Here is a 14,737-nt window from a genome sequence, read left to right on the forward strand (position 1 = left end):
TCGCGTATGCGCTAGGAACCGCTTTTGTCGTTGACCTTGTAGTCCTTGGTGACGATCACGATCACGCCCGGGCCGATGTGCTGGATTTCCGCGAACCGCGGCTCGGCGCGGAATCCGAACTCGAGGGCCAACGCCTTCGCGGCCGCTTCCTCGTCGGTGCCCGGCCGGTAGTAGGCCACCGTCTCGGGGAGCTTGCCCGGATAGCCCTTGACCTCGGAGACGTTCCAGCCGGAAGCGCGGAAGTCCTTCGCGGCCTGCTCGGCGAGGCCCTGGATCAGGCTGTTGTTGTAGACGCGCACTGTCACCCACTTGTGCGACGCCTGCTGATCGCCACCTGGCTGGCTCGGCCCGGGCTGGCCTGTCTGCCCCGGCTGGCTGGCCGGCGGCGCGGAACTCGCGGGCGGGCTCGACGGCGGCGCCGTCGAGGCGGGCGGTGAGCTGGCCGGAGGCGAGCCCGTCGACGACGGCGGTGTCGCGCCGTCCGAGGTCGTGGGCGTGGTGCCGGGCGGCGTGGCCGTATCCGAGTCACCGCCGCCGCTGGTCAGGGTGATCGCGCCGATCACGGCGGCGATCACGGCGACACCGACCAAGGCCAGTCCGGCGGCCTTCATCGGCCGGGACAGGCCCGAAAACAGACTCATGAGAGATCGATCCCCAGTCGCCGGGCCGCGCGATTGCGCTGCCGGGCCGCTCGCGTCTTCCGCAGGCGCTTCACCAGCATCGGATCGGCCTGCATGGCTTCGGTCTTCTCGAGCAGCCGGTTCAGCAGCTGGTAATAACGCGTCGACGACATCGAGAAGCGTTCACGGATCGCCTGTTCCTTCGCGCCGGCGTACTTCCACCACTGACGTTCGAAAGCGAGCATGTCGAGCTCGCGCTCGCTGAGGCCGTTCACGGTCTCCGACGGGGACGGCTGGTCGGGCTCGGCCATCGACTCCGCGGCGTCCATCCGACTCCTCGCAATCAGGTCAGTGCTCGGCGGCGTGAAACCACAGGCTTGTCATTCCGCGGCGCCATTAGACCACGGATCCGGCGCCCGGCCTCGGTATCGGCGTCGGCGCGTCATGGGTAAGGGTCTACCAGAAGGGTCCGACTAAACTGCGCGCGTGACCGTCCATCCCATCGTGATCGCCGGCGAGCCCGTGCTGCACAACCCGACTCGGGAGATCACCGAGTTCGACGACAAGCTGCGCACGCTCATCGACGACATGTTCGAGACCATGTACGCCGCCGAAGGGGTCGGCCTCGCGGCCAACCAGATCGGCCTCGACCAGCGCGTGTTCGTCTACGACTGCCCTGACGACGAGGGCACTCGTCACAAGGGCGTCGTGGTGAACCCGAAGCTCGAGACCTCGGAGATCCCGGAGACGATGCCGGACCCGGACGACGACTGGGAGGGCTGCCTGTCCGCCCCCGGTGAGTCGTACCCGACAGGCCGCGCTTCGTGGGCGAAGGTCACCGGCTTCGACGCCGACGGCAATCCGATCGAGGTCGAGGGCACCGGGTACCTCGCGCGCTGCCTTCAGCACGAGACCGACCACCTGGACGGCTTCATCTACCTCGACCGACTTGTCGGGCGCCACGCCCGGGCGGCGAAGAAGATGCTCAAGGCGAACCAGTGGGGTGTTCCGGGCAACTCATGGCTCCCCAACCCCGACCACGACCCCGCCGACGACTGACCCGACGGCGCCTGACCCGACGACTGCCCCTTGGTGACCACAGCCGACATGACCAAGGTCTTTTGATCTTTTGAAGTCGCGCCTCTTGGCCGCAAGGCCCCGTGATCGCGATGGCAGGGCGCCCCTGTCCGGAACGTGACGTTCCAGCCCAAGGAGCGCCCTGGCAGCGCGATCACGGCAGCGCGATAAACAACAGAGCGCGATAAACAACAGAGCGATCAGCACCCCAGGAAGTGGCAGCGCACCACCCGCGGTTGCTCGATCACCTTCCCGGCCTCCACCGACCAGGCGAGCCGGAGGTACTGGGCGTGCGTCCAGGCCAGCGGTGTCGCGGACGCCGTCGGAGTGCCCGCCGGGAAGCCCGTCTGGCCCGAAGGCGCGTTTTCGTCCCAGACCTGCTCCGGCATGGTGTCGCCGGAGCTGCTGACGCGGCCAAGGTCACGAAGGCGCTTCGCGGCCGTCCTCCGGTCACCGGCGGCGAGATCGTACTCGCCGCGCTCACCCGCGAGGAGGGGCCAGAGCCGCCCGAAAGTGGTCCGGCTTTCGGCCGGGAACGTGTAGTCCCAGGGTGACCCGTCGGCCTTCTCGCCGTATCCGTCTTTCGTGTACCGGTGCCAGAACTGACCGGTCGGGGTGGTGAAAGCGATGTCGGCGTCGGTGACGTCGATGCTGTTGCGGATCACCGGATCATCGGCCCGGTAGATCCCCAGCCTCACCAGTTCGAGGAAGCCCGCGTCGGTCACGGCACGCTGGTCCATCGTCACGCTGGAGTTGCCGAGGTTGTACTTCGTGCCGTTGTTCGCGTTGCCGTCCTTGGTCAGCCGGACGAAGTACGGGTCCTTCGACAGCGGGCCGTTCGTGGTCACCGTCCACTGGGCGAGTTTCGCCTTGAAAGCGTCGGCGGTGTCGAGGTAGCGCTTCGCGTCGGCGGCGGCGCCGTTCGCCTTGGCGAGATCCGCCGCGCAGACCAGTCCGGCGATCACCGCGGCGATCGTCGAGGGCGAGTAACCGTCCTGCTCTTCCCAGCGCTCCTGCTGGCTGTACGGCGAAGCGTGCCCGTTGTCCGCCTTGTAGGACACCAGGAATTCCGCCGCCTTGCGCACGCCCCGCCAGGTTTTGGCGTCGGTACGGCCGAGTTGCTGCGCGAGCACGATCGGCAGCGCGGTCTCGTCGAGCTGGATGGACGTCCAGTACGGCGTGCCGTCGACGTGGCTGTTCTGCGGCAGATGCCCGTCCGGCAGCTGCTGCGTGCCGAACATGTAGTCGACCGACCGGTTGGCGGCGTCGCGGTCGCCCGCGGCGAGCAGGCCGGTCGCGATCTGGTAGAGGTCACGGGGCCAGACCAGGTGATACGTGCCCGAGGGCGACCATTCCGGGTCGTTGTTCCCGAACCGCCAAGGCATGCTCGGCGACGCGATGAGCGCCCCCTGGTGGATCTTGTCCTCGCTCGCCGCGAGCATCAGCACGGACGCCTGGTAGAGATCCCGCTCCTGCTCGGTCTTGAGGGACGACGGGACGTCCTTCACCTGGCGGAGGTACTGCTTCCAGCCGCGGTCGTACGCGCGGGCGGCGTCGGCGAATCCGCGCCGTAGCGAGGATTTCGCGTTGGTGAGCGCCTCGGAATCCTTCGCGCCCATACCGAGTGAAAGCGTGAAGTCCCGCGAGCGGACACCGTCGGCGGACGTCTGCCCGGTGAGCAGCACGTTGCCCTTCGCCGCGCTCGCGTAGTCCTTGAGCTTGAAGGACTTCGTCAGCTGGGTGATGCCGTCGGAGGAACCCGAGTACCCCACGGACGTCCGCGAGAACGCCGGTTCCGCGGCCAGCGCGGCCGAGGTCTTCGTGTCGGACGCGACAGCGTTCGTCCCGTTCGAGCGCGCGGAGTCGTCGGAGCCTTCGTTGGTGAGATCGGGATCAGCGACCGCGTACACCTGGTACGGGCGTCCGGTCAGCGAAACGAAGTCGACGTCGATCAGCACACTCGCGCGTGCCGTGTCGGTGACGTAGGTCTTGCGGAGCTTCCAGCGGCGCTGGTCGTCGGTGATGGTCTGCTCGTAGGTGAGGCCGTCGGTGCGGCGCACCTGCTGGGACTTCGCCGACGAATCGACGGTGGCGAAGCTCTTCCCGTCGGTGACGACGAGGTCGAGCGAGCGCACGCTCGGCGTGGACAGATCCGGGTAGTAGACCTCGGACATCCGGCCGCCCTGGAGGGTGAACCAGACGTTGCTCGCCCGATCGCGGGCGGTGCCGAAGCCGGTCTTGTTCGCCGGGAGCCAGCTCGGATGGGCGCCGGGCGCACCGGGCGCCTCACCGCCCCGTGTTTCCCTGCCCTGGGCTTCGGCGACCGCTGGGACCAGGCCCGCGATCAGCACGCCTGCCAGTGCCGGGAGCATGAGTTTTCGCATATCCACCCCAGACTTCTGTAACGGTGCAGAACCCCCGGGATTCTGTCGTGAATCCCCCGCGAGCACATGCTCCAAACCGGTGAACCGCTAACGCTGTCGACATGTCGCCGCACGGAATTGCGTTGCTCGCGGCAGCCGTGTGTCCGACGATCGGGGGATGCCGAACCTGCCGGCGTTCATCCCCGCCGCCTTCCTCATCGCGATGGTCCCCGGCCCGGCGACGGTGATGCTGATCAAGCAGTCGGCGAAGGGCTCGCGCCGGAACGCGTTCGCCACCATCGCGGGGATCGAGGCGGGCATCGCGTTCTGGGGCCTCGCGGCGGTGTTCGGCCTCACCGCGCTGCTGCTCGCCTCACAGATCGCCTACGACGTCCTGCGCGTGGCGGGCGCCGTCTTCCTGATCTACCTCGGCGTCAAGGCGCTGTTCTTCGCCAAGCCCTCCGACGACGCCGAACCCGCCGGCCGCGGCTTCCGTTCCGGCTTCCTGATCAACGTGAGCAATCCGAAGGCGGGCGTGTTCGCCATCTCGTTCCTCCCGCAGTTCGTGCCCGCCGGCGCCGGGCCGTGGCCGCTGCTGCTGTGCGTCGCGGTGTGGATCGCCGTCGACATCGTCTGGTTCTCGTCGCTCGCCCTGCTGGTCACGCGCCTGGGCGGGTGGTTGCGCCGCGATCGCGTCAAACGGTGGCTGGAGCGTACGTCCGGCGGCGTTCTGGTCGGCTTCGGAGTGACCGTCGCCTTGGAGGGTTGATTGTCCGAGCCCCGGCGTGGCATGGTCGGGGCACAACCAAACAACCGCGGGAGCTCGCGCCATGGCGGGCTGAGAGGGCGGCTGGAGTCTTTCTGGAAGACCCGGCGCCGCCGACCGCATGAACCTGACCGGGTAATGCCGGCGTAGGGAGTGAACGTCGTTGACGACGCTTGAGAATGCCCAGAACATCACGCCGACCGTGACCACGGGGCCGATCACCGGTTCCCGCAAGGTCTACAACCAGACGGAATCCGGTCTCCGGGTCCCCGCCCGGCGGATCGATCTTTCCAACGGCGAGCATTTCGACGTTTACGACACTTCCGGCCCGTACACCGACGACGACGCGCAGATCGACGTCCACAGTGGACTTCACCGGCTGCGCGCGGGCTGGGCGGATGGTCGTGAGCACAACACCCAGCTGGGCTGGGCGAAACAAGGCGTCATCACCCGCGAGATGGAGTACGTCGCGGCACGCGAGCGCTGCTCGCCGGAATTCGTGCGGGACGAGGTCGCGCGCGGCCGCGCGGTGATCCCCGCCAACCGCAAGCACCCGGAGACCGAGCCGATGATCATCGGCAAGAACTTCCTGGTGAAGATCAACGCCAACATGGGCAACTCGGCCGTCTGGTCCTCTGTGGAGGAAGAGGTCGACAAGATGGTGTGGGCCACCCGCTGGGGCGCCGACACGATCATGGACCTCTCCACCGGCAAGCGGATCCACGAAACGCGCGAGTGGATCGTCCGCAACTCGCCGGTCCCGGTCGGCACCGTGCCGATCTACCAGGCGCTCGAGAAGGTCAACGGGGAGCCGGAAAAGCTGTCGTGGGAGGTCTACCGCGACACGATCATCGAGCAGTGCGAACAGGGTGTCGACTACGTCACCGTGCACGCGGGTGTCCTGCTGCGCTACATCCCGCTGACCGCGCGCCGGGTCACCGGCATCGTGTCGCGCGGCGGCTCGATCATGGCGGCGTGGTGTCTCGCGCACCACAAGGAATCTTTCCTGTACACCAATTTCGCCGAACTGTGCGACATCCTGCGCGAGTACGACGTCACGTTCTCCCTCGGCGACGGCCTGCGTCCCGGCTCGATCGCCGACGCGAACGACCGCGCGCAGTTCGCCGAACTGGAAACGCTGGGCGAGCTCACGCATATCGCCCGCGACCACGACGTCCAGGTGATGATCGAGGGCCCCGGCCACGTGCCGATGCACAAGATCAAGGAGAACGTCGAACTCGAGGAGAAGCTGACCGGCGAGGCGCCGTTCTACACCCTCGGCCCGCTCGCGACCGACATCGCGCCCGCGTACGACCACATCACCTCGGCGATCGGCGCGGCGCAGATCGGCTGGTACGGCACGGCGATGCTCTGCTACGTCACGCCGAAGGAACACCTCGGCCTGCCGAACCGTGACGACGTCAAAACCGGCGTCATCACCTACAAGATCGCCGCGCACGCCGCAGACCTCGCCAAGGGTCACCAGTACGCGCAGGAGTGGGACGACGAGCTCTCCAAGGCCCGCTTCGAATTCCGCTGGAACGATCAGTTCAACCTGTCGCTGGACCCCGACACCGCCCGCGCGTACCACGACGAGACGCTGCCCGCGGAACCGGCGAAGACGGCGCACTTCTGCTCGATGTGCGGGCCGAAGTTCTGCTCGATGCGCATCACGCAGGACGTCCGCAAGTACGCCGAGGAACACGGACTGTCCACTGTGGAAGCGATCGAAGCGGGCATGTCGGAGAAGTCGAGCGAGTTCGCCGAGCAGGGCAACAAGGTCTACCTGCCGGTGGTCAATCAGTGACACGCGCCGACGTACTCCCTCCAGCGGAGGCGCCGTGAACACAGCACCCCGGACCGCCCTCACCATCGCCGGATCGGATTCCGGTGGTGGTGCGGGCATCCAGGCCGATCTGCGCACCTTCTTCGCCAACGGTGTGCACGGAATGGTCGCGCTCACCGCCGTCACCGTGCAGAACTCGCTGGGTGTGCAGGGCTTCAGCGAGATCCCGGTCGACGTCGTCACCGGCCAGATCAAGGCCGTCGCCACCGATATGGGTGTCGACGCGGCGAAAACCGGGATGCTCGCGACGGCCGAGATCATCAACGCCGTCGCGAAGACTCTCGACGAAGTCCACATCGGACGGAACACTTCGACGCCGTTCGTCGTGGACCCCGTCGCCGCGTCGATGACCGGGCACGCCTTGCTGCGCGAGGAGGCGCTGGAGGCGATCCGCACCGAACTCTTCCCGCGCGCGACGCTGATCACCCCGAACCTCGACGAGGTGCGGTTGCTGACCGGCGTGCACGTGACCGGGCCCGCGACCCAGCGGGAGGCGGCGGAAGCGTTGCTGGAGTTCGGTTCGGCGTGGGTGCTGGTGAAGGGCGGACATCTCGACGCGGCTCAGGACTGCGTCGACCTGCTGTCCGACGGCACGTCCTGGATCGAGCTGCGCGGGCCGCGTTTCGACACTCGGAACACGCATGGCGGCGGGGACACGATGGCTTCGGCGATCACGTCTTCGCTGGCGAAGGGGGCCGAGGTTCCGGTCGCCGTCGCGGAGGGGAAGCGGTTCATCGAGCGGTGCGTGGCGGAGTCGTACCCGCTGGGGGCCGGGGTGGGGCCGGTTTCGCCCTTCTGGCGGCTCAGCCCGTGAAGGCCCCCTTCCCTACCTTCAGGGTAGGCAAGGGGCCCTTCACGGACCCGCATCCACGAACCACCCGGCCGAGCTCGCGTGCGACCGGGCTACCGCACGGTCATGCGCGGGGCGTCCACCGCCCAGTACCAGTTGTTCCCCGCCGCATAGAGCCGCCAGGTCAGCTTCACCGAACGCGCTCCCGCGGGCACCTTGACCGAGGCCGACGTCGGCACCGAAAGCACGTCGCCGCCCTTGTTCGCGGTGCCGGACTCCGGCCCGTAGGCCAGCACGTTCTGCTCCGGCCCGCCGTCGAACGACGCCGTCAGCGCGCCACGCTGCGTCCCGTCCTGCCGGTAGTGCGAGACGAACGAGACGTCCACAGTGGACTTTCCGGTGACGTCGAGACCGGGCGAGACCAGGGAAGAGTCGAAGGTGCCGCGTGAGGAGGGCGAGCCCTTGTCGTCCCACTCGTCCGGGTCCGCGACCGCGAAGACGCCGCGCGCCCGTGCGTTCGCCTCACGCTGCTGGCCGGGGGCCGTGCGGGTCCAGAAGTCGTCGTTGGTGAAGGCCCAGCCCTGCCATTCCGTCACCCCGGCGGGCATCCCGGCGGCGTTGCGCACGGTCCAGCCGCCGGGCGCGTCGTGCGTCCAGCCGAGGACTCCCGCCGGGACACCGGTTTCGTCCTGCCGGGGCTTCAAGACCGCCGAGTCGAAGACGTCCGAAGGCGCCGCGCCGAGCGCGTAGCCGTCGTAGACCGCCGGAGCCGTGACGCCAAGGTGCCGCAGCACCGTCGGCGCGATGTCGACGATCTTCGGTGCCACCGCGGGGGTTCCGGCCGGAACCGCGCCGCCCGCGGCGATCACGAACGTCATCCGTTCCTCGGGGCTGTCGCCGCCGTGACCGCCCGACGCCGTGTGCCCGTGGTCGGCGGAGATCATGATCAGCCAGTCCTCGTCAGCGCGGTTCGCGCGCGCGTCGACGGCGGCGAGCAGACGGCCGATCAGCGCGTCATCGGTGCGCAAAGTGGCCGCGTACTGCGAGGAATCGGCGCCGTGGTCGTGTCCGGCGATGTCCGTCTGTCCGAAGTAGACGAACGAGGCGTCGGCCTTGTCCTGCTTGAGGTGCTTTTCCGCGTCGACGGCGACCTGCTCGTCGGTCTTCTCGTAGCCGGCGCTGTCACCGTTCTGGACGAACTTGCGGTCCTGGCCGGTACGCAGGATCTTGTCGCCGATCGGCGTCCAGTCGACGGCCGCGTAGGTGTCGAGCGCCGGGTTCGCGGTTTCGGCGCGGGCGAGCCAGCTCGGATGCGCGGCGAGATCGTTGCCCGCGAAGGAGTTTTCCTTCACCTTGTGCTTGTCCGGCCAGACGCCGGTGAGGATCGTGGACCAGCCGGGACCGCTGACCGTCGGCGCCATCCCACTGCCGTACAGCGAGCTGCGCGAGGCGTATCCGCGTTTCACGAGCGCGTGGACGTTCGGGGTGTCCGCGGCCATCAGCTTGTCGAACCGGGCGCCGTCCAGGCCGATGACCAGCACTTTCGGCGTTTTGGCCGCAGCCGCGGCGACACCGGTGGTCAGCCCGGCGACGGCCACCAGGGCCGACAGGAGGGATAGCGTTCTGCGCACGAAAGCCTCCGGATAACTTGTTCGAACCAATTGTTCGTCAAGTTAGTGCGCCGAACTGTCTTCCCGATGAAGTCCGCGTGCCGCCGCGAAGGACTTCAGCCGACGGGCTCCATCACCCGCGAGTCATAACTCTTCCGGGACTCGAGGATCCCGTCGAAGTTGCCGACCGACCATTCGCTGACCGCCATCAGCAAGGTGCCCGCACTGGAGCCGCGTTCGGTCAGCGCGTACTCGACGGTCGGCGGCGTGGTCGGGTACACCGTCCGCGTGACCAGGCCGTCGCGTTCGAGGGCGCGCAGGTTCTGGGTCAGCATCTTCTGGCTGATCCCGCCGACGGCACGGCGCAGTTCACCGAACCGGTGCGGCCGCCGCGACAGCGCGCCGAGCACGAGCGCGGTCCACTTGTTGGCGAGCAGATCGAGGACGTCTCGGCACGGACAGTTCCGCAGGTAGATGTCCCACGGCGATTCCGGCACTTCACAGGTGGTTTCCATCAGGTACCTAGTTTACCCATAAGTGCCTTCTGGCGAGAAGTGACCAAGCGGCCGAAGATGGAGATCAACGACGACAGAGGAGCTTTCGATGCGTAGCGTGACCCAGCAGCGGCTTGGTGGCCCGGAAGTGCTGGAGGTGACCGAGACCGACCGTCCGGCCCCCGGCCCGACCGAGGTGCTCGTGCGGGTGCGCGCCGCGGGCATCAACCCGGTCGACTGGAAGACCCGGGCCTACGGCGTCTTCATGGGCGAGCCGCCGTTCACCCTCGGCTGGGACGTCTCCGGTGTGGTGGAGGAACTCGGCGTCGGGACGACACTCTTCTCCGTCGGCGACGAGGTCCTCGGCTTCCCGTGGTTCCCCCGTCAGGCCGGTGGCTACGGCGAATACGTGACAGCACCCGCCCGCCAGTTCGTCCGCAAACCCGCGAACCTCACCCACGAGGAAGCCGCCGGGCTGCCGCTCGCCGGACTGACCGCGTGGCAGGGCCTCGTGGACATCGCCGACGTGCAGCCGGGACAGCGCGTGCTGATCGACGCCGCGGCGGGCGGTGTCGGGCACCTCGCCGTCCAGGTGGCGAAGGCTCGCGGCGCGTACGTCCTGGGCACGGCGAGCGCCGGGAAGCACGGCTTCCTCCGCGAACTCGGCGTCGACGAGCCGATCGACTACCGCGACGAGACCGCGACGGCGTCCGAGGTGGATGTCGTGTTCGGCCTGGTCGGCGAGCAGAGCGACCTGCGCTGGCTGGACGCGGTGAAGCCGGGCGGCCTGCTCATCGCGGTTCCGGGCGGCGTGAGCGAGGCTGTCGCGGCGAAGGCCGGGAAGCTCGGCGTGCGGACGTCGGGGATGCTCGCCGAACCCGATCAGCTCGGCCTGCTGGCGCTGACCGAACTGATCGAGAAGGGCGAACTGCGCGTCCACGTCGAGCAGACGTTCCCGCTGGAGGACGTCGCCAAGGCCCACGAAGTCGGCGAAGGCGGCCGCGTCACCGGGAAGCTCGTCTTGACGGTCTGATCGCGCGTGAAGGCCCCCTTCCCTCGGCTCAGCCGAGGGAAGGGGGCCTTCACGCGGGGTTGTGGTCAACCGCGCGGCAGCACCTGGGGCAGGACGGTGGTCAGGCCCGTCCAGTCCGAAGTGAGCACCGACGCGTGGTTCTTCGCCAGCAGAGCCGCCCGTGCGTTCGCCTGCTCCACGGTGGGCGTGCGGGAGTCGATGGCCGGCGCGACGTTGTGCGCGTCGGTCATCACCACGTAGTAGTGGTTGTCGTCGTACCAGCCGGGACCGGTCCGCGTCAGGAACGCGTTCGCGTCGCCGTCGAAGACCACGAACCACGGCCGCAGCCCGGCGTCGGCGTACTTCGTCCGCGGGTCGCCGGGTGCCGCGCCGTGCACCGTCGGGAAGATCTGCGCCTCGCCGACGCGTCCCGCGTCCTTGAGCGACCGCAGATACCGCGCGTACTCCACATCGGTCTTGAGCGTGTCCGTCGGATTGCCCTCCTCGACCGTGCCGGGGATGACCTCGATGATCACCTTGCCCCGCAACGCGTCCAGGGACGGCCAGTTGTCCGCTTCGGCCGCGTCGTCGAGCGTCGCGTACCCGCCGAGCAGATCCGCCGGGCGGAAGACCGCGCTGCCGAGATGCGCCCTGATGGAGGCGTCGAGTTCGTCCGGGCCCAGGCCGCGGTTGTCCGCGAACCCGGTCTTCATCTCCAGTTTGAGCGTGAGCGGTTTGCTGTCCGGATGCGCGCCCAGCCAGACGCGGATGTCGTCGAGGCAGTGTTCGAGGTTCTTGTTCCGCCCACCGGAGTACAGCTGCGACGGCGAACTCGCCGCGACGCAGTTGTTGTTGTTCCCCAACGGGTTCGAGTGACTGACCTTCCACTCGCGGGTGATGATGTTGGGCCAGACGTCGAGTTCGATCAGCGAGGTACCGGCGTCCAGCGACCGCGCGAGGTAGTCGTAAGCGCCGGTTTCATAGGTGTTGTGGACGCCGACAGTGGTCACGTGGGAGACCTTCGCCGGGTCCGCGTTCGCGACCGCTCCGGACAGCGAAGCCGCCACGATCACGCCTGCCAGGGATACCGCGGGGAGGAGTTTCATCCGAGCCCTTTCGCACGCGGGAAGTGCACTGGATCACACACTGTGCCACCGTGGTGGACGGTGGCCGAACCCGTGTTGAACCAAAAGGACCAGTCGGGAAAATGAACCCATGAGCGAGAACCCGAGCCCGCCGTCCGCGCTGACCATCGCGGGCTCCGACTCCGGCGGCGCCGCCGGACTCCAGGCCGACCTCCGTACGTTCCTCACCTGCGGGGTGCACGGTCTGGTCGCGGTCACCGCCGTGACCGTCCAGAACACCCTCGGCGTGCACGACCGCACCGACATCCCGGCGCGGATCGTCGCGGGGCAGATCGAGGCCGTCGCGGCCGACATGGGCGTCAACGCGGCCAAGACCGGCATGCTCGCCTCGGCCGAGATCATCCACGCCGTCGCCGCAGCCTGCGACAAGGCCGAGATCGGCCGCGACGCCAAAGTGCCGTTCGTGGTCGACCCGGTCGCGGCGTCGATGCACGGGCATCCGCTGTTCGACGAGGACGGCCTGGTGGCGCTGCGCGACGAACTCCTGCCGCGCGCGACCGTCCTCACGCCGAACCTCGACGAGGTCCGGCTGCTGACCGGGATGACCGTGACCACCCGCGAACAGATGCACCAGGCGGCCGTCGTCCTGCACCGGCTCGGCCCGAAATACGTGCTCGTGAAGAGCGGTCACCTCGTCTCCGACCCCGAGTGCGTCGACGTGCTCTTCGACGGCTCCACGTTCGTCGAACTGCCCGGCGAGCGGTTCGCGACGCAGCACACGCACGGCGCCGGGGACACCATGGCGTCGGCGCTGACGGCCGGTCTCGCGAAGGGGATGTCCGTCGTGGAGGCCGCCCGCTACGGCAAGTGGTTCGTCTCACACGCGGTCGAAAACGCCTACCCCATGGGCGCGAAGGTCGGTCCGGTTTCGGCGTTTTGGCGGCTTGCGCCGGAGCACTGAGCACACGGCCGGTTACGATCTGCGCCGTGACCGGACGCGAAACGGTGGCCAAGGTCGTCGAGGCCCGGGGCTTTCAGAACTTCATCATCGCCGTGATCGTCTTCAACGCCGTCACACTCGGCTTGGAGACTTCGACGCGGATGCTCGCCGAGTACGGGCCGCTGCTGCACGCTGTCGACTACATCGCGCTCACGATCTTCGTGCTCGAGCTCTGCGCGAAGTTCTACGCCTACCGCGCGAAGTTCTTCCGTGACCCGTGGAACATCTTCGACCTGCTCGTCGTCGGCATCGCGGTGATCCCCACGACCGGCCCGTTCGCGGTGCTGCGGGCGTTGCGGGTCCTGCGGGTGCTGCGGCTGATCTCGGTCGTGCCGTCGATGCGGAAGGTCGTCACCGGACTGCTCGCGGCGATCCCCGGGATGGCCTCGATCGCCGCGCTGCTCGCGCTGATCATCTTCGTCGCGGGCGTGATGGCGACGAAGCTCTTCGGGGCCATCTCACCGGAGAACTTCGGCGACCTCGGCACTTCGCTGTTCACCCTGTTCCAGGTGATGACCGGCGAGGCGTGGCCGGACATCGCCAAAGAGATCATGAAGGAAGCACCCATGGCCTGGGTGTTCTTCGTGGTCTACATCCTCGTGTCCAGCTTCGCGGTGCTGAACCTCTTCATCGCCGTTGTGGTCAGCGGGATGGAGGACGAGCTTCGCCAGGACATCCGCGAGGAAGAGGCGAAGCAGGCCGAAACCCAGGCCATGGCGAACAAGGAGATCCTCGACGAGCTTCGGGCTCTTCGCGCCGAAGTCGCGGAGCTCAGCGCTCTTCGTCAGCGATGAGCGCTTCGAGAGCGGGCAGAGCCGCCGCGAGCGCCGCCTGGTGCTCCGGAGTCAGCCGTTCGAGGCGCTTGCCCAGTTCGTGCACCCGCGTCGACCGGACGCCGGAAACCAGCCTCTCGCCCTCTTCGGTGGCCTCCGCGAGCCAGGCCCTCCTGTCGATCGGGTCCGACTCACGGCTGACGTAGCCCGCTTCGACGAGCGAAGCGACGATCCTCGACATGGTGGCCGCGGCGACGCCTTCCTTCGCCGCGAGATCACCCAGACGGAGCTGGCCGTAGTGCACGAGCGTGGCGAGCGCCGAGATCGCGCCGTGGCCGGGTCCGGGCACGCCCGCTTGACGGAGTGACCGGGACAACCGTCCCACCGCCAGGAACAATCTGCCCGAAACATCCTGGACCGCTGACGTGGTCACCACTGGCTCCTCTGGGTACACGGTGGCGGGTGCGCCGCCGGAGAGTGCCGTCAACCATACGGGCTCTCGGTGCGTACTCGCCGTGAAGGCCGTGAACCGTACAAAAGGGTTATCGAGGCGGACTCGAAGCGTGTGCCCAGAACCGCTGGGGAATCCGTCCCGCGCCCGCGGCCAGCCGTCCCGCGGTGACGGCGGCGCGCATCGCCGACGCCATCCGTTCCGGATCCGCGGCCCTGGTCACGGCGGTGGAGAGCAGTACGGCGTCGCAGCCGAGCTCCATCGCCAGCGTCGCGTCGGAAGCCGTGCCGATACCGGCGTCGAGGATCACCGGGACACCCGCGCGCGACACGATCAACTCGATGTTGTGCGGATTCCGGATACCGAGACCGGTGCCGATCGGCGCGCCGAGCGGCATCACCGCCGCGCAGCCCGCCTCCTCCAGCCGCAGCGCCAGCACCGGATCGTCGTTGGTGTACGCGAGCACGGTGAAGCCGTCCGCGGTGAGCCGCTCGGCCGCTTCGAGGGTCTCGAACGGATCCGGCAGCAGCGTGCGGTCGTCGGCGTGGACCTCCAGCTTGACGAGGTCGGTTTCGAGCGCTTCGCGCGCCAGCTGGGCGGTGAGGATCGCTTCGGCCGCCGTCCGGCACCCGGCGGTGTTGGGTAGCAGACGGATGCCGAGCCGCCGGAGCAGTTCGAGCACGCCGGAGCCGCCTTCGGCGTCGGCCTTGCGCATCGCGACCGTGGTGAGTTCCGTGCCGGACGCCACGAGCGCGCGTTCCACCACGGCGAGGTTCGCGGCGCCGCCGGTGCCGATGATCAGCCGTGACGAAAGCTTGTACTCGCCGATGACGAGGTGGTCACCGTCCAT

Annotated in this window: 15 protein-coding genes; 7 read left to right on the forward strand and 8 right to left on the reverse strand. The window is 68.2% G+C overall.

The genetic code is table 11. From position 1 onward, the window contains the following. Positions 1-11: 11 nt before the first annotated feature. On the reverse strand, positions 12-641 hold the full coding sequence (locus tag HDA45_RS16825; RefSeq protein WP_184896374.1) for a LytR C-terminal domain-containing protein: 630 nt from the start codon (positions 639-641) through the stop codon (positions 12-14). Continuing rightward, positions 638-949, reverse strand: coding sequence for a DUF3263 domain-containing protein (locus HDA45_RS16830; protein WP_005160574.1), 312 nt, complete (start codon positions 947-949; stop codon positions 638-640). The genes HDA45_RS16825 and HDA45_RS16830 overlap by 4 nt, the downstream gene beginning before the upstream one ends. A gap of 157 nt (positions 950-1,106) precedes the next feature. Here HDA45_RS16830 and HDA45_RS16835 point away from each other — a divergent pair, with 157 nt between their 5' ends. Beyond that, a complete protein-coding gene (locus HDA45_RS16835) occupies positions 1,107-1,679 on the forward strand; it encodes a peptide deformylase (protein WP_184896376.1) in 573 nt (190 codons plus the stop codon). A gap of 218 nt (positions 1,680-1,897) precedes the next feature. Here the strand turns inward: HDA45_RS16835 and HDA45_RS16840 are convergent, their stop codons facing one another. Continuing rightward, a complete protein-coding gene (locus HDA45_RS16840; RefSeq protein WP_184896379.1) occupies positions 1,898-4,081 on the reverse strand; it encodes a glycoside hydrolase family 15 protein in 2,184 nt (727 codons plus the stop codon). 157 nt (positions 4,082-4,238) lie between these two features. On the opposite strand from HDA45_RS16840, the gene HDA45_RS16845 reads away from it, so the two are divergent. The 3 genes from HDA45_RS16845 (at position 4,239) to thiD (HDA45_RS16855) (ending at position 7,486) form a co-directional block, all read left to right on the forward strand. Next, positions 4,239-4,829, forward strand: a complete 591-nt coding sequence (locus HDA45_RS16845) for a LysE family translocator (protein WP_184896381.1) — start codon at positions 4,239-4,241, stop codon at positions 4,827-4,829. A gap of 160 nt (positions 4,830-4,989) precedes the next feature. Then, on the forward strand, positions 4,990-6,633 hold the full coding sequence (gene thiC, locus HDA45_RS16850; protein WP_184896383.1) for a phosphomethylpyrimidine synthase ThiC: 1,644 nt from the start codon (positions 4,990-4,992) through the stop codon (positions 6,631-6,633). A gap of 34 nt (positions 6,634-6,667) precedes the next feature. After that, positions 6,668-7,486, forward strand: a complete 819-nt coding sequence (gene thiD / locus HDA45_RS16855) for a bifunctional hydroxymethylpyrimidine kinase/phosphomethylpyrimidine kinase (RefSeq protein ID WP_184896385.1) — start codon at positions 6,668-6,670, stop codon at positions 7,484-7,486. Positions 7,487-7,575: 89 nt separating this feature from the next. Here the strand turns inward: thiD (HDA45_RS16855) and HDA45_RS16860 are convergent, their stop codons facing one another. Then, positions 7,576-9,093 carry an alkaline phosphatase family protein gene (locus HDA45_RS16860; protein WP_184896387.1) on the reverse strand — a complete coding sequence of 506 codons (1,518 nt, stop codon included), beginning with the start codon at positions 9,091-9,093 and terminating at the stop codon, positions 7,576-7,578. A 95-nt stretch (positions 9,094-9,188) separates the two neighbouring features. After that, positions 9,189-9,587, reverse strand: a complete 399-nt coding sequence (locus tag HDA45_RS16865; protein ID WP_184896389.1) for a winged helix-turn-helix transcriptional regulator — start codon at positions 9,585-9,587, stop codon at positions 9,189-9,191. Between the two features lie 88 nt (positions 9,588-9,675). On the opposite strand from HDA45_RS16865, the gene HDA45_RS16870 reads away from it, so the two are divergent. After that, complete coding sequence (locus HDA45_RS16870) at positions 9,676-10,599, forward strand: NADP-dependent oxidoreductase (RefSeq protein ID WP_184896391.1); 924 nt, start codon at positions 9,676-9,678, stop codon at positions 10,597-10,599. A 65-nt stretch (positions 10,600-10,664) separates the two neighbouring features. Here the strand turns inward: HDA45_RS16870 and HDA45_RS16875 are convergent, their stop codons facing one another. Then, the gene (locus HDA45_RS16875; protein WP_184896393.1) at positions 10,665-11,684 is read right to left on the reverse strand and encodes a phosphatidylinositol-specific phospholipase C domain-containing protein; all 1,020 of its coding nucleotides are present in this window, start codon (positions 11,682-11,684) and stop codon (positions 10,665-10,667) included. 109 nt (positions 11,685-11,793) lie between these two features. On the opposite strand from HDA45_RS16875, the gene thiD (HDA45_RS16880) reads away from it, so the two are divergent. Both thiD (HDA45_RS16880) and HDA45_RS16885 read left to right on the forward strand, forming a co-directional pair. Then, the gene (gene thiD, locus HDA45_RS16880; RefSeq protein ID WP_184896395.1) at positions 11,794-12,624 is read left to right on the forward strand and encodes a bifunctional hydroxymethylpyrimidine kinase/phosphomethylpyrimidine kinase; all 831 of its coding nucleotides are present in this window, start codon (positions 11,794-11,796) and stop codon (positions 12,622-12,624) included. 26 nt (positions 12,625-12,650) lie between these two features. Further along, a complete protein-coding gene (locus HDA45_RS16885; RefSeq protein ID WP_184896397.1) occupies positions 12,651-13,457 on the forward strand; it encodes an ion transporter in 807 nt (268 codons plus the stop codon). On the opposite strand, the gene HDA45_RS16890 is transcribed toward HDA45_RS16885, so the two are convergent. Beyond that, entirely contained in the window at positions 13,435-13,869 is a 435-nt protein-coding gene (locus HDA45_RS16890) for a MarR family transcriptional regulator (RefSeq protein ID WP_184896399.1), read from the reverse strand. The two genes, HDA45_RS16885 and HDA45_RS16890, sit on opposite strands and share 23 nt — an antisense overlap. Before the next feature lie 109 nt (positions 13,870-13,978). Then, the gene (thiG, locus tag HDA45_RS16895) at positions 13,979-14,737 is read right to left on the reverse strand and encodes a thiazole synthase (protein ID WP_184896401.1); all 759 of its coding nucleotides are present in this window, start codon (positions 14,735-14,737) and stop codon (positions 13,979-13,981) included.

Source organism: Amycolatopsis umgeniensis (assembly GCF_014205155.1).
GTDB classification, from domain to species: Bacteria; Actinomycetota; Actinomycetes; order Mycobacteriales; family Pseudonocardiaceae; genus Amycolatopsis; species Amycolatopsis umgeniensis.